Raw genomic sequence first — 16,191 nt, 5'->3', positions numbered from 1 at the left:
GGCGGCCCGGCCGGGCGTGGCCGGCCGGTGGCACCAGGGCATGGAGGGGCCGCTCCGCGCCGTGGCAGGAGCGCGGAGCGGCCGGAGGGATCGGGTCAGGCCCCGCCGGCGGCGGTGTCCAGGACGATGCGGAAGCGAGCGCCGCCGGAACGCAGTCGGGCCAGTGCCTCACCCGCTCGCGCCAGCGGCATGCGCTCGACCATGGGGCGGATGCCGTTGGTGACGGCGAAGCGCATGGCCTCTTCGCTTTCGCGCGGGCTGCCGGTCAGGTGCCCGGTGACCGTGTGGCCGTTCATGACGAGTTGGGCCGCCGGGACGGTCACCGATCCCGCGTCGACGCCGACGAGGGTGAGCCGGCCGTGGATGTTGAGCCCGGTGAGGAGATCGTTCACAGGGGCGGTGGAGGAAGCGGTGTGCACGATCAGGTCCGCGCCGCCCAGTTGCCTCAGAGCGGCTCCGGGTGACTGTGTGTCACTGTCGATGTAGTGGTGAGCACCCAGGTCGCGGGCGAGCTTCTCCCGGTCGCTGCCCCGGGCGATGGCGATGGTCTCGTAGCCGAGCTTCGCCGCGAACTGGACGGCGAGGTGTCCCAGTCCGCCGACCCCGAACACCGCGACCCGCCCGCCCGCACGGGTTCCGGCCTTGCGGACGGCGTTGAAGGTGGTCACGCCCGCGCAGCCGAACGGGGCCGCGTCGAACAGATCGAGCCCGGCGGGGATACGCGCGAGCGTGTCGGCGGGAACGGTGATGCTCTGGGCCCAACCTCCCGGGTAGGACAGGCCGGGAACCTTGCGGTCGGGGCAGTGGACGACGTCGCCCGCCCGGCACAAGGAGCAGTGCCCGCAACTGCCGCCGAACCAGCCGACGGCCACCCGGTCCCCGACGGCCCAGCCCTCGACCCGGTCGCCCACCTCCGCGATGACGCCGGCGGCCTCGTGCCCGGGAGTGACCGGAAAGGAGGTCCCCGCGCCGGTGGCCGCGGCCGTCGCGATGTCGGCATTGCACACGCCGCTCGCCGCGACGGCCACCCGCACCAGCGTGCCCGTCGGCGATGCGGTCTCGGCCACGGAGGGCTGAACAGGTCCTCGGGGCTCGGACACGACCATGGTGGTGACAGCGGAGTGTGGCATGCGCTCTTTCCTTCCGAACACGACGGCCCACGACAGTCCGTATAAGCGGTCCGTATAGCTGCTGGTTATGCTGGACCGGCAGGAGTCCCACCGTAGGCAGCCGATAAACAGCCCGGTAGGGGACATCAGTGAATGCAGCGATAAGGCATGGCTATGATGGATCGCCTGAACCTCGAAGGACTGCGCTACGCGCAGGCCGTCGCTGAGACCAAGTCGTTCAGCGCAGCCGCGCGCGCCTACGGCGTCACCCAGCCGGCCCTGTCGAACGGGATCGCCAAGCTGGAGGAGCGCCTCGGCGGAAAGCTCTTCGACCGTTCCCCGCGCGGGGTGACCCAGACCGAGTTCGGCGCCCGGATCCTGCCCCTGGTCGAACGCGCCCTGGCGGCGCTCGACGCCGTCGCGGCGGAGGCCAGGCGACTGACCGAACCCGGCGAGCAGAAGATCCGCATGGGCCTCTCGCCCCTGATCAGCCCCCACCTGGTCGCCCGCGCGTTCGGCACGGTCCGCGACCTGCCCGTCCCAAGGGACCTGGTGCTGCGCGAGGCGAACATGGAGGACCTGCGCGAATCCCTGCGGGCCGGCGATCTCGACATCATCCTGATCCCGGCCGTGGCCGCCATGCCGCGCTTCGAGCACCGCGTCGTCGACGTGGAGCCGATCGTTGTCGTCACCCCCGAATCCGGAGCGGGCGCCCCGTTCGAACTCGAAGAGGCCGGACAGCAGCAGTTCATTCTGGTGCCCGACGCCTGCGGCCTGACCCCCTTCACCACCCAGCTGTTCCAGGCGCGCGACCTGCCTCTGCGCACCTATCCCGGCGAGGCCGCCAGCTACCGCGTGCTGGAGGAATGGCCCAAGCTCGGCCTCGGCTCATCCATGATCCCCAGGTCCAAGCTCACCTCACCGGAATCACCCCACCGGCCGCTCATGGACCAGGGGCGCGAGGTGCAGATCTCCTTCGAAGCGGTGTGGAGCGCTCATTCCCCGCTGGGCGCCGACCTCGTCGCCCTCGCCAACGGCCTCGCAGCCGCCCGCCGGTCATACGCGGTTCCTACGGCCTGATTCAAGCGTGACCAGGACGTCCAGATCCTGGGCGGCCTGTCCCGTACCTGAAGGCCGCACCCGAGGTACGCGTCTGCGGACACCGTCCGAACAAGCCGACCACTCACGCGGGCGGCGCCTGGGATCCCTCCGGGCAGCATTTCAGCCCGCCCGGTGGGCTCGTCGTCCACGCCGTCGACGTCGGGCCGGTGCGTGTCTTCAGATGCGTGTCGCAGTTGCGGACGCCAGCCGGTTTGCCGCCCCAGGGTCGTGGGCGGGCAGGATCACCAGGCCGGGGTGGGTTTCCCGCAGCTGGTGGATTCGGTCGGTTGTCTGCTTCATCTGGTGCTTGTGCCCCATTCCCGGCAGGTGCTTCTCGTCGAGGAGGTGGACGTCGTAGGTGAGGTCTCCGACCATGAGCAGTGGCGCGGCGCCCGGCCGGCGTACGAGTAGCGACATCGACCCCGGGGTGTGCCCCGCGGTGGGTAGCAGGGTGAGGGTTCCGTCGCCGAACAGGTCGTGCGCCTCGGTGAACGGCGCCAAGGACGGGTCCGTGGTGGGTTCGAAGGTGATCCGGTCCCACCGCAGGCCCGAAAGGTCGACGTGGTTGCGCATGAGCCCGATCATCTCCGCCTTCGGGCCTACCAGCGCGTCCCATTCGCCTTGGCTGACCACCAGGTCGGCGTGTCGCAGCTGACGGACTCCGCCGGCGTGGTCGGGGTGAAGGTGGGACAGGATCGCGGTGCGTACCTGCGCAGTGTCGTACCCGAGGTTCGCCAACTGGGCTGACAGGGTGTCCTGGGGTTCGATGGTGAAGCGTCCGATTCGGCGGTAGATGAAGCCGGTGAACCCGCCTGGGTTGTAGTCGGGGTCGGTGACAGCGGCACGGTCCTGTCCGGTATCGAACAGGACCAGTCCCTTGTCGTGTTCGATGACGTAGGCGTTGATCGGCAGCGGATCGGTCCAGCGGCGAGATGTCAGGAGCCACCACATCTGGGGGGTGCCCCCGGAGCGCATGTGCTGGGGGTGGATCACAACGCTTCCGGTGCTGAGTACGGACACTCGTTTGATCGGGTTGGCAGTCAACGGTTCTCCATGAGGTTGTCGGTGTTCAGGACGAGAGGCTCTGGTTGCCCGGGACTCGCCGGCGCGATGGAGCAGACGGTGGCCGGAGTGCAGCACCCGGTGAGGCCGTGACCGCGCCCTTGATCCACCGGCTGGCCAGGACCGAGGCGAGTTCGCTCTGTGGCGGAGCGGGGCAACAGGAGCAGGAGGATCACCGGGTCGTGGCCTGCACCACCGATGCCGGCCAGCGGGAGTCCGGAGAGATGGACGATCGCACCGGCCGGGAAGTCGGCTTCGCGACCGGATCGGCAGGTCAGCCGTAGCACGCCCTGCTGCACCATGACCAGGGTGTGATCCCAGGCAGCGGGGTCGTAGCCGATGAGCGTTCCGGCCGGGAAGCTGACGTGCGCGCAGTTGGTCCTCGAGGACGGGCGGACGGGGAGGACCAGGCCGTCCGGCTCACTGGTCATGCCGCCGCGGGCAGGTCGAACAAGTCGAACAGTGCCGGGTTCAGCATGAACACCGCGATCTCATGGATGCCCTCTGCGTCAAGGGTGAGCACACCGATGCCGAACCGTTCGTAGCCGGTCCGGTCAGCTGACTGGAGGTACAAGCCGAAGGCAGGCTGGCAGTTGGCCGCGGTCGGCAGGAGTCGCGTGTGGTTTCCCACCTTGGCTCGGGCCAAAGAGTCCGGCATCGGGCTCGCCAAGAACGTGGCGATGGCGGCCGGTCCTTGATACCACGTCTGATAGGGCGGCATGACCAGCCGGGCGTCGTGCGCGAGCAGGCTCACCAGCCCGTCCATGTCGGCGCTCTCCCATGCCCGCACGAACTTCTCCAACGTCGTCCGGTCGGTGCCCGTCGAGGAGGTGAGCGCGTCAGCGCGGTCGGGTACGCGTGCCGCCAGGGTGGCCTGGGCGCGACGAAGAGCCGAATACACGGCGGTCGGGGTCATGTCCAGGGCGGTCGCTGCTTCCTTGGCCGGCCAGGAGAGGACGTCGCACAAGAGGAGCACGGCACGCTGGCGCGGCGGAAGTTGTTGGATCGCGGTGAGGAACGCCAACTGGATCCTCTCCCGGGCCAGGACCGAGTCCTCGGCCGAGGAGGCTTCTCCGAGCAAGGAGTCCGGGTAGGGCTGCAACCAGGGGATGTCAGCAGGCTCACCGGGCACGCTTCCTGCTTCGGCTGCCTCGATCACATCGGTGGGCCACGGTCTGCGCTTGCGGCGACGCAACACATCAAGACACACGTTGGTCGCGATCGCATACAGCCAGGCACGGAAGGTGCTCGTGCCCGCAAAGGTCCCCACCCGGGTCCAGGCACGCAGGAGCGACTCCTGGACAGCGTCTTCAGCATCCTCGGCAGAACCGAGCATGCGGTAGCAGTGCACATGTAGCTCGTGCCGGTGCGGTGACACCAGCTCTTCGAATGCCCGTTCGTCCCCTGCCTGGGCCTGCTGGACCAATAGCTCACTCATGTCTATGTGACGTCATTTCGGTCCGGGAATCGTCGGTCCTCCCGCCCGCTTCTCGCGCCTGTCGCAGCGGGCCAACTCACGCCGACCGAGTGGTTGTTCGTCCGTGCGGTCGCCTGCGCCTTCTTGAACTGCGAGGAACCCTGCAAGGGATCCCTTGAGCAACCGAACCGTCGCGATCATCGGAGCGAGCCGTGGCCTGGGCCGCGGGGGTTGCGGAGGCCTTCGCAGCCTCCCGGCTCGCGAAGCCGCTGCGGGTGGGACGCGACCGCTGCCCCAGACAGCAATGACGGGTCGGCGCCCGCCGCCGACTCGCGTACCGGGGCTCTCGCCGGGCCGGTCAACGACTTACGAAGACGGGACCATTCAGGTCGAGCCTGAAGTTCGAGCTGGGGTCGGGGGCGGTCGGCGCGGTGGTGTGCAAGCTGGTGTAGCGGCCGCCCGTGAGGCCGCTGACCGTCACGGCGGCGGGGTACGAAACGGAGCCACCGGTGGCGCAGTTCGGAATGCATATGTTCTGTCGGAGCTCGCCGTTGGCAGTCGCGGTGGGTCCTCCCCAGCCGGACCAGGTCAGACTCTGCAGGGCCAGGCCGCCGTCGCCGCAGGCCAGAATGAACCCGGCGGGCCGGCCGACCGGCTGGCCGTCGCAGGCGTAGATCACAACCTGGGGTGCCGCTGAGGACGCGGCACCCGTCGACCTCGATGTGGCGGGCGACGAGGCGGCGGTGACGGTCACCGTGGGCTGCACCGGGTGCGCGCTTGGATGCGGGGCCGAGGTCCGCCCGGGTGAGGAGCTCGCGGCGGTAATGCTCGGGGAGGGCACCGCCTGGCGGGTGACGGTCGCAGTCACCGTGCGCGTCGGAGTATCGACCGACGCGGAGATACCGGACGAGCAGGCCGCGACGGCGGTCAAGGCACCCGCTGTCGCGGCAGCGACCAACACACCTTTCACTCCCTCAGGCTAGGCCGGGCGGTGATCGCACGCATCCCAGGCTGCGGCGGCAGTCCGCCAGGCGCAAGCGTGGCGGCGCCCTCGGGGCCGGATCGCTCGGGGGCGGGTGGTGGCGGGCTACCGCGGATGCACGGCGTAGGTCAGGTGTGTCACCCGTGACGACGGCTCCGAACGGACTGGCTCGAGCACGACTCTGGAGGCGTCCACGCCCTCGAACAGGCGGGTGCCCGCGCCGAGCAGCACGGGGGAGAGCGCGATCGAGAACTCGTCGACCAGGCCGGCGTTCAGGTACTCCAGGGTGGTCTGGCTGCCGCCGGCGATGCGGACGTCCCGGTCGCCGGCGGCGTCGCGGGCCAGGCCCAGTGCGCTGTGGATGCCGTCGTTGACGAAGTGGAAGGTGGTCCCGCCCCGCCGTTCCCAGGAGGAGCGCTTCTCGTGCGTCACGACGAAGACTGGCGTGTGGAACGGCGGCTCCTCCGGCCAGGACTGTTCGCCCAGTTCGAACATGCGCTTGCCCATGACGCTTGCGCCGGTGCGCTCGAACGTCTCCCGGACGATGTCGTTGGCGCGCCCCTCCTCGCCGCCTTCGCCCAAGTGAAGGTTCTCCCGGAAGAACCGCTGCCGGAAGATCCACGCCTGCAGTTCCATCCACTGCGCCGTCCAGCGATCCAGCCTCGGGTCCTGCTCCCGCTGCTCGGTCGTGGCGAGGATGCCCTCCATCGACTCGGGTGCGCTGAAGCCGTCCAGCGACATCGACATGCTGAAGAACACCTTCCCGGCCATCAGCTGTCCTCCGTCTTCCGGGCGATCCCGTTCTCCTGGGCGATCCCGGCGACGTAGGCCGCCAGGTTGCCCAGCGTCTGCTCGCCGAGTTCGATCGCGTGGTACTGGTCCGCGGCCTGGTCGCGCAGTTGCCGGGTGGGGAAGACCGTGCGCATCACGATTCGGGTCGCGGTGCCGTGCGGCTCGAAGGCCAGCGTCGACTCGAAGGCGTCCGGGTCGTCGCGGGACTCGCCGTGCAGCAGCGCGATCCGCTCCGGCGGGACGATCTCGGTCCAGGTGATCCACTCCTGGTAGACGGTCCCGTCCGGGGCGTGCATCACGAAGTCCCAGGTCCCGCCCTCACGGAATTCCAAGGACCGCGTGGTGGTGCTGAACCCGTCCGGACCCCACCACCGCGACAGGTGCCGGACCTCGGTGAACGCTTCGAACACCAGCTCCCGCGGGGCGTCGATGACCCGGGAGATCACGATCTCCCGGTCGGCCGTCTCCGGCTCCGCCTGTGTTTCCTGCCCTACCCCTTGCATCAGTCATTCCTCCTGCTGTGCCTGCTTGAGGTCCTGCACGTAGCTGTCCAGCCGGTCGAAGCTCTCGTTCCAGAACCGCTCGAATCCGCCGACCCACTCGTGGACCGGTCGCAGCCTGCGGGCGTCCAGACCGTAGAGGCGCTGCCTGCCCGCCCCGCGGACCTGCACCAGCCCCACCTCCCGGAGCACCCGCAGATGCTTGGAGGCCTGCGGCTGGCTCATGCCCAGCTCCTGGGCCAGATCGGTCACCGGCCGCTCACCCGCCCGCAGCAGCGCCAGGATGTCCCGGCGCTGCGGCTCGGCGATCGCGTTGAACGCGTCCGACGTTGTCGCTGCTCGTGCCATGGCAACATCATATGCCCATATCGGCATACGTCAATGCCGAGCTGACTCAGAACAGGTCCGCCGGAACCGATGGAATGCGCCCGAAGAAGCGCCAAAGCCCCGGTGGCGAGAGGTTGTACGAAGTGGTGAAGCTCCTGGTGGACGGGTTCACGACCAAGGTCGCCCCTTGTGCCAGAAGCTCCACGGCATCATCGACGCCCTCACCCGGGTCGGCGTCCGGACCTGGGCGGACAAGGGCCACCAGGGAGCCCGAGGGGCGATCGACCTTGTGGGCACAGGGAAGTAGGCGCACCACGGCCGGCAGCCGCGGCCCCAGACACTTCCACCGCGTTCGGCGCGTTCGTAGCCCGACCGGCCCGGCCGGCCGCCTTCATCGGGGAAACGCCCCGCCCCGCGCCAGTTTTCGGCGCGGAGGGGGCGCGTGACACGCTGATTCCGGTTCAGGGAGTGACGATCCGGCCACCGCCTCCCATCGACATACCTGGGGGTCAGGGTTGTCCTGGGTCGGTCACGCGAGGGTGTTGCGCGGTGGCGGCGGGTTCGATCTGGCAGTCGGTGCCGGGGTAGACCTCGCTCTTGTGTCCGTCGTCGAATTCGACGAGGTAGGGCGGCTGTCCGTCTTTGCCGCGGACTTCGGTGACGCGGCCTAGCCGGTCGGCGGTGCCCACGTGGCGGCCGTGGAACCGCAGCCGGTCGCCCACGGTTGCTTTCATGACGGTCCTCCTTGTCTGGTCTGCTTGGCTCAGCGGGGTGGCTTACTGGGAGGCGGCCGTAGCGGTGATGAGGCCGCTGGTGGTGAAGGGGGTGGACGTGCCGACCGCGACGGGCGTCAGCCGGCCCCAGCCGCTGCGGGCGGGGTCAGTACCCGTCACCACAACAATCGGGAGCGCCCACGTGGACGCGGGAAGCTCGCTCATGTATCCAGGCTGACCCCGGGAACTGCCCTGCGCACGTCGACGCACGCGCTGAGCGGCAGCAGCCTCACGGCGGGGAACGGCTGCCTCCGGGTGGTGGTCTACGGCTCCGCTTGGCGGCTGCTGTCGGCCCGATGCGGCTGGTGGCTCCCGCGGCGGGCGGTTGCAGGGGTGCTGCGTAGTCGTGGGCGTTCGCCCTGGGGTCCGAACATGATCAGGTACTCGGCGGGGCCGCCGGGGCCGGCGGTCGTCAGCCCGTGGGGGGTGCGGGTGTCGAACTCGGCGACGTCTCCGGCGGTCAGAACGAGGTCCTGGTCGCCGAGTGCGAGCCACAGCCGCCCGTACAGGACGCACAGCCACTCGTAGCCCTCATGGGAGGCCTGCCGCGGACGCTCAGGCGGAGCGCTGACAGCGGGCAGGACGTGTTTGTGGGCGTGCAGGCCACCGACGTAGCGGGTCAGCGGCAGCATCGTCTTGTCGTCGCCGAAGTTCCGCGGTGCCGTCGTGCGCTGCCCGGCCGCGGGTGCGGTGCCGGTCAGCTGGTCCAGGGAGACGCCGTACGCCTTCGCCAGCTGTAGCACCACCTCCAGGGTGGGGTTGCGTCGGCGGGTCTCGATGCGCGACAGCGTGCTCGGCGAGATGCCGGTCGCACGGCCGACGTCCGCGAGCGTTGTGCCGCGCTGCTCGCGCGCGGCCCGCAGCCGGGGCCCTATCGCCGCCAGCGTGGCCTCCACATCGTTGAGTGCCACCGTTTCCGCTCCTCCCGGCCGCGCCGCTCCGCCACCCTGTCCTGCGAGTTTGCCAGAATGGCAACGCTGATCGCGTCGGACGGGTGCCGCGCCGCATGATCGACGGGTAACCACGCCCGCCCATCAAGGAGAAGCCCATGCAGCCCGTGCACACCGCCGAACCCCGCCACCGCACCGTCGAGGCCCCGGCCGGGCGCCTGCACCTGGTCGAGCAGGGCACCGGCCCGCTGGTCCTGCTCGTCCACGGCTTCCCCGAGTCCTGGTACTCCTGGCGCCGCCAGCTCCCGGCCCTCGCCGCGGCCGGCTACCGGGCGGTGGCGATCGACGTGCGCGGCTACGGCCGTTCCTCCAAGCCGGAGGCCGCCGACGCCTACCGGATGCTCGACCTGGTGGAGGACAACGTCGCCGTCGTGCGTGCCCTCGGGGAGGAGAGCGCGGTGGTGGTCGGCCACGACTGGGGCTCGGGCATCGCCTCCGCCTCGGCCCTGCTCCGCCCCGAGGTCTTCCGTGCCGTCGGGCTGCTGAGCGTCCCCTATGCGCCGCCCGGCGGTCCGCGCCCGACCGACGTCCTCGGCCAGATCGGCGGTCCCGAGCAGGAGTTCTACGTCTCCTACTTCCAGGAGCCAGGCCGCGCCGAGGCGGAGATCGAGCCCGACGTCCGGGGCTGGATCGCCGGCTTCTATGGCGCGCTGTCCGCCGACACCATGCCCGCCCATGGCGAGCTCGACCCGCACTTCGTCGCCCTCGGCGGCCAACTGCGCGACCGCTTCCCGGCGGGCCGGCTCCCGGCCTGGCTGAGCGAGGACGACCTCGAGGTCTACGCCGGGGAGTTCGAGCGCACCGGCCTGACCGGCGCTCTGAACCGGTACCGCAACATGGACCGTGACTGGGAGGACCTGGCCGCGTACCGCGGGGCCTCGATCAAGCAGCCGTCCCTGTTCGTCGGCGGCTCCCTGGACGCCTCCACCACCTGGATGTCCGACGCCATCGACGCCTACCCCGCCACCCTTCCCGGCCTGTCCGTCTCACGCCTCTTGGACGGCTGCGGCCACTGGATCCAGCAGGAGCGCCCCGACGAGGTCAACCGCTTGCTGACCGACTGGCTCGCCACCCTCCAGGGCTGAACCAGGCGGGCCGCCGACCGCACCAGGACCTGTCGTGCCCTGACCATTTCGCCGCGCTGCTGCCCGAGCGGCCACTGTCGTTCCATCCTGTCCGCTGGACTGCCGCCGATGAGCGCGGGCCCCGCGGCGGCTGCGCGAGCCCGATAAATCTGTGGCGGTCATGGTCTAGACCTTTATAGGCTGACGGCTCGTGATCGACGAGAGCTCAACGCCCGGACGGGAAACACTCTTCACGTCTCCCTATGCCGCCGCTTCCGCCGCGCTCGGCGGTGTGATGTTCCTGACCGGGTTCGCCGCGCTCGCGGTCGTGCCGATGCTGCCGTTGGCTGCGCGGGATTTGCACGGGGTCGGGCTGTACCCGCTGGTCGCGGGATGCTTCGTTGCCGCGAGTCTGCTCGGCGGGGTGCTCGGTGGGGACTGGGCGGACCGCAAGGGTGCGTGGCAGCCGCTCGGGTTCGGGGTGGTGCTCGGGGTGCTGACCCTGGTCGTCTCCGGGACAAGTGGATCGATCTGGCAGCTCGCGGCCGGACGGTTCCTGGACGGCGTCGCCGGAGGCGTGATCGCGGTGGCCGTCAACGCCGCCGTCGGACAGCTGTTTCCCGCGCGGTTGCAGCCGCGTGCACTCGCGCTGATGAGCAGTTGCTGGATCGTGCCGTCGTTGGTTGGGCCGCCGCTGGCCGGGTTGGTGAGCGGGTGGTGGTCGTGGCGGGTGGTCTTCCTCGGGCTGGCCGTGCTCAGTGCGGTGCCCGCGGTGGTCGTAGTCGCGATCCTGCGGCGCAGAGAGCGGACAGTACAGTCCCCGCCGACTCCGCGGACCCGACCTGCGCTGCCCTCGGCTCTCGTCGTGAGCCTCGGCGCTGCGGCCGTGCAGTACGGAGTCACCGGGTGGGATGCCACGCACCTGCCGTGGACGCTCGTCGGCGGCGCGCTGCTTCTCGGCTTCGCCTCGCGACTGCTGCCGGGTGGGACCGTGCGGGCCGTGCGAGGGCTGCCCGCGAGCGTGCTGCTGCGCGGTCTGGCGTCGGGGACGTACTTCACGCTGGAGGCCTTCGTCCCGCTGCTACTGGACACTGCGCGCCGGACGCCGGGCGTGGTGGTCGGGCTCTCCTTCACGGGCGCGGCCGTGGCCTGGGCGGGCGCTTCCTGGGTACAGGGGCGGCTGCCGGAGCGGGTGCGCCGCGAGCGGCTGGTGGCGCTCGGGGCGCTCGTGCTCGTCGGGGCGGTCGCCATGGGTGAGGTGGCAACGGTGCGAGCCGTGCCGGCATGGACGGCGGGGATCGCCATGGTCGTCGCCGCCTTGGGGATGGGCGTGCTGGCGCCCTCGTTGACGGTGCTTTCGCTGTGTCACAGCCCGGCGGACCGGCAAGGCGCCGCGGGCAGCGCGATGCAGACCGCGCAGAACCTCGGCCAGACCGTCGTGCTGGCCCTGGCCTCCGCCGCGTTCGCGGTGCAGGCGGGCACCCTGGGCGGCTTCCGGGTGGCGCTGGGCATCCTCCTCATCCCGGCACTCGCAGTCGCGATCCTCGCGGGCCGGGCGAGTGGAGCATCTGCCAATGAGGCTACGAAAGGTGTGGGCAGAACCGCCGTCGGCGCTGCGTAGACCCGATCGAGGCAGCACCGGACAGTCGGGATGAAGCGCCTTGAGGTCCGACCCGTCGCATCTGTGCAGTGGGTCAGTAGGTCACGGTGAGGCGTCGGCCCGGTCCGTCGACCCGCACTCGGCCGCCGAACGGGATCACCACCTGCGGATCGGTGTGGCCGAAATCGACGTCGAACACGGCCAGGGTGCCGGGCGCGTACTCGTTGACAGCCCGCATGACGGCCTCACGCTGCTCCGCCCGGTACGCGACCCGCTCCTGGGGACTGTTCCTGCGATCCAAGGACCAGCTCTTGGCCCGTCCCATCAGCAGGGCCGGGAAACGCCGCAGTAGTCCACGTTCGCCCATGTTGCGCAGAACTCGGTAGACCTGCGTGCCGCGAGGCAGTTCCTCGGAGGTCTCCAGCAGGAGCACGCAGCCCTCATATGCCTGGGCGGGCTGGATCTCTCGGTCGGCCATGAGGAGCCAGGAGAGGATCTCCAGGCTCCCGCCCCAACTGGTGCCCTCCACGATGCGATCCGCGTTGTGCCAGACCCACCCCTGTGCAGGCTCTGACTCGGGTTCAGCCGCGAAGGTCTCAGGGTCGGCCCAGTCGCCCTCGACGTCCCCGAATGCCGTCGGGGGCGTGAGGTCGTAGGTACCGCTGCTGAACAGCGCGGCCCGGAGGGAGTCCGCGGTCATGGGATGGAGTGCTCCGGGGCGCCCGAATTGGACCATGACCGAGCCGCCGTGGTAGCCCACGATGCCCTGGTTCCAGAGGAAGACCAGCAGATTGGTGTTGTCGCTGTAGCCGAAGAACGGCTTGGGGTTGCGACGCAGGAGAGCGCGGTCAAGGTGCTGGAGGACGGTGATCTGGTCGTCGCCGCCGATGCTTGAGATGACGGCTTTGATCTCGGGATCGGCGAACGCGGCATGGATGTCGGCTGCCCGCTCGGCCGACGTCGAGTCCATTCTGCGTGTCGTGGGGTATTCGACGGGTCTGAGCCCGAACTCTTCGACGAGTCTGCTCAACCCCAGCTCAAAGGGCTGGGGGAACAGGGCGGGCAGTCCAGCCGAGGGAGAGAGGACCGCCACGCGGTCTCCGGGAACCGGCTTGGCGGGGTAGCGAAGCTCATGCATCTGCGGATCCTGGTGCTCCAGTCGAAGTTCGTGATGTTCATGCGCCGGTCCCCGATGCTCGGTCCACAGGGGGCGTCCGGCGTGCGTGGCCCGCACGCCGGAGGCCCTGGGCACTACGGCGCCGGCACCTCGAACAGGGTGAGCATGGTGCACACCGTGTGGTAGAGGCCGAGCACGGCGGCGATGTCGAACAGGCCTTTCGCTCCGAAAGCCGACTCGGCCTCCCGATACAGCTCGTCGTCGATGTGGTGACGCGTCGCCATGGCATGGGTGATCCGTGCAGCGAGCTTCTCGTGCTCACCCAGGCCTTCCGGGATGCCTCCGCCCGACAGGGCGACGACATGGTCATCGGCCAGCCCGGTGGTCCGCGCCACGGACCTGTGCGCGTACAGCTCGTAGTCCGCGTCGTACACGGCGCCGAGCACGATGATCACCGCTTCGCGCACGCTCGGCGAGAGGCTGGTGTGCGTCGACTCGGCGACTTGGAACTCCAGCAGCTTCGCCGTCACCTCGGGGTGCAGCAAGAGCGCGTTGAACGGGCCGATCAGCCGGCCGTCCTCGGTGGTCGACCGGATGCCGAGCTTGTCGGTGAACGCCACCCACGAGCCGATCAGCTGGTCGTAGAGTTCGCGCTGGGCGGGGGTGAGCGTCGACGGGTCGGCCAGCGGCAGCCGTCCGCCGAGCCGACGGCCGGACTCGCTCATCCCGGCATCCCCTTTACGCTCCGGCCTCGGGAATCCGGTCGGGAACACGGAGGCGGTACTGGTCCTCGCGGGCAATGGGATGTCATCGTTGTCCAGTACTCCAGTCATAGATCCTGATATGACGCGCAGTCATCTACATTGTGCTGCACCGGACACTGCAGGACTCCTTCGAACTGTCCACTGATCCGAAGTGCGGCAGTCGGTCAGATCGCCTGAAGGCTGACGAATTGCGCGGTGGAGCGGTCGTATCGGAAGACCACGACGCCGCCGTTGACTGCGCGCAGGTCGTACGTCTCCTCGGGGCTGTGCCCCTCCAAGGTCATGCGCAGTGCCCTCAGAGTGGTGCCGTGGGTGAACACGGCGACGTTGCGCGATGTGACGAGGTGTCCGCGGGCGTCATCGAGCCAGGGGCGTACGCGGGCAACCACGTCTTCGAGTGATTCCCCGGTGGGCAGCGCCGCCCCTGCCTCGGGGCAGAGTTGGCGGTGCGCGTTCTACCGCGGGTCGCTCGCGGCGACTGCTGGCGGCCGGTGGTTCCATCCCCAGCGCCAGTGCTCCACCGCCGGCCGGCCATGGATGGAGGCGATGTCCGAGTGGAGCGCGCCCTCCAGGGCGCCGACGTGGCGCTCGTTCAGTCGCCAGTCGGCTATGAGGATGGGTGCGGGGCCGCTGATCTCCTCCAGCGCGAAGGCCGCGGTGTCGGCGGCCCGCTGCAGCTTCGACGTGTACACCACGTCCCAGGACGGGGTGACCGCCTTGAGTGCCCGCCCCGCGGACCGGGCGTCTTCCTGCCCCTTGGCAGTCAGTGGTCGGTCCGCCCAGCCGGTGAACCTGCCCGAGCGGTTCCACGCCGTCTCGCCGTGGCGGACGAGGGCGAGAAAGGTCATGCGGTCCACCTGTCCACTTCATTTCCCCGAGCAATTGTCAAATCTTCTGGATCACCGGACGGGCGATCTTCGGCTCACGGACGATCAAGACGCATAGTTCTCCGAGTGCTTCGAGGATCGGCCGGACGGCCGCGCTGACCTCCTGGGGGGCGACGAGGCTGAGGGCCGCAGGAACGTGGCGTAGGCCGCCGACCGTGTGCCCAGCACCCTCTGCCGGTCCTGACTCCGCCGCCCCACAAACCCGCCGATCACGATGCCGAGCACCGTGGTGGCCGCACCCAGACCAGTTGTCGCCAAGGTGTCCCAGTTGACCGCCACCCCACACCCTCCTCGATCAGCGCCTGCACCCGCAGCTAACCCTACGGGCCTGCCTTCGTTCACCGCCTCGGGATCTACGAACGCCGGGACATCCAGCGCTTCATGTCGCAGTTGCGCGACCGCATCCGGAGTTGAATCCTGTGGAGGGTGAGCCGGTCCTGGCGACGATGACGGGGGCGTCCGGGGTGTCGGAAGAAGGCGATCACGAGCTGGCGTGGAGCCGGTGCCGGGTTGATCAGCGTGCGTGTTCCAGGGCCAGGGTTTGGACGGTGGCGGGCAGGAGGATGTGCTCGGCGTCGAGGACTCGGTCTGCGAGGGTCTGGGGCGTGTCGTCGGGCAGCACCGGGACTTGGCGCCTGGCGATGACGGGGCCTTCGTCGTAGTTCGCGGTGACGTGGTGGACCGAGGCGCCCGATAGGGTGTCGCCGCTGGCCAGGACCGCTTCGTGGACGTGGTGTCCGTGCATGCCGGGGCCGCCGTGGCGGGGCAGCAGGGCGGGGTGGACGTTGATGACGCGACCGCGGTAGGCGTCGAGCACCGCCGCGCCGATCTTCTTCATGTAGCCGGCCATGACGACCAGGTCGATGCCGTGCTGGTGCAGGAGCGCGAGCACGGCACGGTCGAGCGCGTCGGGATCGGGATGGGTGCGGCTGGACAGGTGCGCGGTGGCGATGCCGTGGTCGTGTGCGTGGGCCAGGGCGCCCGAACCGCTGTTGTTGCTGATGACCACGGCGATCGCGAACGCGCTTGCTGGTTGCAGAGAGGCGGTGATCAGTGCGCGGAGGTTGGACCCGGCGTGCGAGGCGAGGACTGCGACCTTGAACGGCATGATCTGCATCATCGCAGGGCACGCCGACCATCAGGTCCGCGGCCCTGGTGGTCGGTGAGGGTCAGTGCGAGAAAGTTTGGGGTCAACACCGAGACGCTACGGAGCTGGATCCGTGTGGGGTCCAATCGGGGGCTTCGTCGGCAGGTCGCCGAGCTGAAGCAGGATCGCGAGATCCTGCGCCGGGCGGCCGAGTATTTCACGGGCGAGACCAACTGGTGAGGACCGTCGTCAGGGCACGTGGCCCCGGCGCCAGTAGTGGGCGCCGGGGCCACGTGCTGTCTGCGCGATGTGAGTTCGGCCGCTTCTTGAGGCACTGGGCCGGGCCACCAATGCGCAAGGTGGGCTTCGACTCCCCGGCGCTCCTCACGGTGGGTCGAAGCGGGCCTTTCTGCCGGCCCCTTTTCGACGTGCCGATACGCAGACAGGTGCTGCCGCTGTGGTCGGCGTGCCCGGGTTGGCCGCGCATCCCGGGTGTTTCAGTGCCTGTCGAGGATCGCGCGGGCGTCGTCCTCCACGGTCCGGCAGACGGAAGACCTTCAAGGACTTCGACGACGAACCGGGACGCGGGACATGGCTTCGAACTCGTCTCGTGAGCCGTCGTTCAGCACTGTGTGCGTATCAGGTGACGGATGCTCAGC

Annotated in this window: 17 protein-coding genes and 1 pseudogene; 3 read left to right on the top strand and 15 right to left on the bottom strand. The window is 69.5% G+C overall.

Annotated features, from left to right (window positions below):
- Positions 1–95 precede the first annotated feature (95 nt).
- Positions 96–1,130 carry an alcohol dehydrogenase catalytic domain-containing protein gene (locus TR46_RS10595; protein WP_042397419.1) on the bottom strand — a complete coding sequence of 345 codons (1,035 nt, stop codon included), beginning with the start codon at positions 1,128–1,130 and terminating at the stop codon, positions 96–98.
- A 153-nt stretch (positions 1,131–1,283) separates the two neighbouring features.
- Between TR46_RS10595 and TR46_RS10590 the strand changes: the two genes are divergently transcribed.
- The gene (locus tag TR46_RS10590; RefSeq protein WP_042397417.1) at positions 1,284–2,189 is read left to right on the top strand and encodes a LysR family transcriptional regulator; all 906 of its coding nucleotides are present in this window, start codon (positions 1,284–1,286) and stop codon (positions 2,187–2,189) included.
- A gap of 198 nt (positions 2,190–2,387) precedes the next feature.
- Here the strand turns inward: TR46_RS10590 and TR46_RS10585 are convergent, their stop codons facing one another.
- The 10 genes from TR46_RS10585 to TR46_RS10545 form a co-directional block, all read right to left on the bottom strand.
- A complete protein-coding gene (locus TR46_RS10585) occupies positions 2,388–3,254 on the bottom strand; it encodes an N-acyl homoserine lactonase family protein (protein ID WP_042397415.1) in 867 nt (288 codons plus the stop codon).
- A complete protein-coding gene (locus tag TR46_RS10580) occupies positions 3,251–3,703 on the bottom strand; it encodes a hypothetical protein (protein WP_042397413.1) in 453 nt (150 codons plus the stop codon). The genes TR46_RS10585 and TR46_RS10580 overlap by 4 nt, the downstream gene beginning before the upstream one ends.
- Positions 3,700–4,710 carry an RNA polymerase subunit sigma-70 gene (locus tag TR46_RS10575; protein WP_042397410.1) on the bottom strand — a complete coding sequence of 337 codons (1,011 nt, stop codon included), beginning with the start codon at positions 4,708–4,710 and terminating at the stop codon, positions 3,700–3,702. Before TR46_RS10575 ends, TR46_RS10580 begins: the two co-directional genes overlap by 4 nt.
- A gap of 337 nt (positions 4,711–5,047) precedes the next feature.
- Positions 5,048–5,443 (bottom strand): hypothetical protein, encoded by a 396-nt coding sequence (locus TR46_RS42205; protein WP_161790112.1) that lies wholly within the window; start codon positions 5,441–5,443, stop codon positions 5,048–5,050.
- A 333-nt stretch (positions 5,444–5,776) separates the two neighbouring features.
- Positions 5,777–6,442, bottom strand: a complete 666-nt coding sequence (locus TR46_RS10565; protein WP_042397405.1) for a dihydrofolate reductase family protein — start codon at positions 6,440–6,442, stop codon at positions 5,777–5,779.
- The gene (locus TR46_RS10560; protein ID WP_042397403.1) at positions 6,442–6,966 is read right to left on the bottom strand and encodes an SRPBCC family protein; all 525 of its coding nucleotides are present in this window, start codon (positions 6,964–6,966) and stop codon (positions 6,442–6,444) included. The genes TR46_RS10565 and TR46_RS10560 overlap by 1 nt, the downstream gene beginning before the upstream one ends.
- A gap of 3 nt (positions 6,967–6,969) precedes the next feature.
- The gene (locus TR46_RS10555) at positions 6,970–7,311 is read right to left on the bottom strand and encodes an ArsR/SmtB family transcription factor (RefSeq protein ID WP_042397400.1); all 342 of its coding nucleotides are present in this window, start codon (positions 7,309–7,311) and stop codon (positions 6,970–6,972) included.
- A 488-nt stretch (positions 7,312–7,799) separates the two neighbouring features.
- The gene (locus tag TR46_RS10550; RefSeq protein WP_042397397.1) at positions 7,800–8,024 is read right to left on the bottom strand and encodes a DUF1918 domain-containing protein; all 225 of its coding nucleotides are present in this window, start codon (positions 8,022–8,024) and stop codon (positions 7,800–7,802) included.
- 42 nt (positions 8,025–8,066) lie between these two features.
- The gene (locus tag TR46_RS42200; protein ID WP_161790111.1) at positions 8,067–8,228 is read right to left on the bottom strand and encodes a hypothetical protein; all 162 of its coding nucleotides are present in this window, start codon (positions 8,226–8,228) and stop codon (positions 8,067–8,069) included.
- A gap of 98 nt (positions 8,229–8,326) precedes the next feature.
- Entirely contained in the window at positions 8,327–8,974 is a 648-nt protein-coding gene (locus TR46_RS10545; RefSeq protein ID WP_042397395.1) for a helix-turn-helix domain-containing protein, read from the bottom strand.
- Between the two features lie 137 nt (positions 8,975–9,111).
- Between TR46_RS10545 and TR46_RS10540 the strand changes: the two genes are divergently transcribed.
- Together TR46_RS10540 and TR46_RS10535 are read left to right on the top strand one after the other, a co-directional pair.
- Complete coding sequence (locus tag TR46_RS10540; protein WP_042397392.1) at positions 9,112–10,098, top strand: alpha/beta fold hydrolase; 987 nt, start codon at positions 9,112–9,114, stop codon at positions 10,096–10,098.
- A 193-nt stretch (positions 10,099–10,291) separates the two neighbouring features.
- The gene (locus TR46_RS10535) at positions 10,292–11,698 is read left to right on the top strand and encodes an MFS transporter (protein ID WP_042397546.1); all 1,407 of its coding nucleotides are present in this window, start codon (positions 10,292–10,294) and stop codon (positions 11,696–11,698) included.
- A gap of 73 nt (positions 11,699–11,771) precedes the next feature.
- Here TR46_RS10535 and TR46_RS10530 read toward each other — a convergent pair whose 3' ends face one another.
- From TR46_RS10530 to purN, 4 genes and pseudogenes are all read right to left on the bottom strand, one after another.
- Entirely contained in the window at positions 11,772–12,815 is a 1,044-nt protein-coding gene (locus TR46_RS10530; RefSeq protein ID WP_042397389.1) for a S66 family peptidase, read from the bottom strand.
- Between the two features lie 113 nt (positions 12,816–12,928).
- Positions 12,929–13,519: a carboxymuconolactone decarboxylase family protein gene (locus tag TR46_RS10525; RefSeq protein WP_042397386.1), complete on the bottom strand. Its 591-nt coding sequence runs from the start codon at positions 13,517–13,519 to the stop codon at positions 12,929–12,931.
- 203 nt (positions 13,520–13,722) lie between these two features.
- Positions 13,723–14,406 (bottom strand): annotated as a pseudogene (locus TR46_RS44130) (2,3-bisphosphoglycerate-dependent phosphoglycerate mutase).
- A gap of 553 nt (positions 14,407–14,959) precedes the next feature.
- A complete protein-coding gene (purN, locus tag TR46_RS10515; RefSeq protein WP_042397543.1) occupies positions 14,960–15,553 on the bottom strand; it encodes a phosphoribosylglycinamide formyltransferase in 594 nt (197 codons plus the stop codon).
- Positions 15,554–16,191 lie beyond the last annotated feature (638 nt).

The sequence above is a fragment of the Streptacidiphilus carbonis genome (genome assembly GCF_000787775.1).
Classification (GTDB): Bacteria; Actinomycetota; Actinomycetes; order Streptomycetales; family Streptomycetaceae; genus Streptacidiphilus; species Streptacidiphilus carbonis.
The sequence above is the reverse complement of the archived record's forward strand: the minus strand, read 5'-3'. Positions and strand labels throughout refer to the sequence as shown.

Excerpts from the sequence above, each read along its gene's own strand:
- TR46_RS10595 (WP_042397419.1), bottom strand. The coding sequence starts at position 1,130 with ATGCCACACTCCGCTGTCACCACCATGGTCGTGTCCGAGCCCCGAGGA.
- TR46_RS10590 (WP_042397417.1), top strand. The coding sequence starts at position 1,284 with ATGATGGATCGCCTGAACCTCGAAGGACTGCGCTACGCGCAGGCCGTC.
- TR46_RS10580 (WP_042397413.1), bottom strand. The coding sequence starts at position 3,703 with ATGACCAGTGAGCCGGACGGCCTGGTCCTCCCCGTCCGCCCGTCCTCG.
- TR46_RS10575 (WP_042397410.1), bottom strand. The coding sequence starts at position 4,710 with ATGAGTGAGCTATTGGTCCAGCAGGCCCAGGCAGGGGACGAACGGGCA.
- TR46_RS10565 (WP_042397405.1), bottom strand. The coding sequence starts at position 6,442 with ATGGCCGGGAAGGTGTTCTTCAGCATGTCGATGTCGCTGGACGGCTTC.
- TR46_RS10560 (WP_042397403.1), bottom strand. The coding sequence starts at position 6,966 with ATGCAAGGGGTAGGGCAGGAAACACAGGCGGAGCCGGAGACGGCCGAC.
- TR46_RS10555 (WP_042397400.1), bottom strand. The coding sequence starts at position 7,311 with ATGGCACGAGCAGCGACAACGTCGGACGCGTTCAACGCGATCGCCGAG.
- TR46_RS10550 (WP_042397397.1), bottom strand. The coding sequence starts at position 8,024 with ATGAAAGCAACCGTGGGCGACCGGCTGCGGTTCCACGGCCGCCACGTG.
- TR46_RS42200 (WP_161790111.1), bottom strand. The coding sequence starts at position 8,228 with ATGAGCGAGCTTCCCGCGTCCACGTGGGCGCTCCCGATTGTTGTGGTG.
- TR46_RS10540 (WP_042397392.1), top strand. The coding sequence starts at position 9,112 with ATGCAGCCCGTGCACACCGCCGAACCCCGCCACCGCACCGTCGAGGCC.
- TR46_RS10530 (WP_042397389.1), bottom strand. The coding sequence starts at position 12,815 with ATGCATGAGCTTCGCTACCCCGCCAAGCCGGTTCCCGGAGACCGCGTG.
- TR46_RS10525 (WP_042397386.1), bottom strand. The coding sequence starts at position 13,519 with ATGAGCGAGTCCGGCCGTCGGCTCGGCGGACGGCTGCCGCTGGCCGAC.
- purN (WP_042397543.1), bottom strand. The coding sequence starts at position 15,553 with ATGCCGTTCAAGGTCGCAGTCCTCGCCTCGCACGCCGGGTCCAACCTC.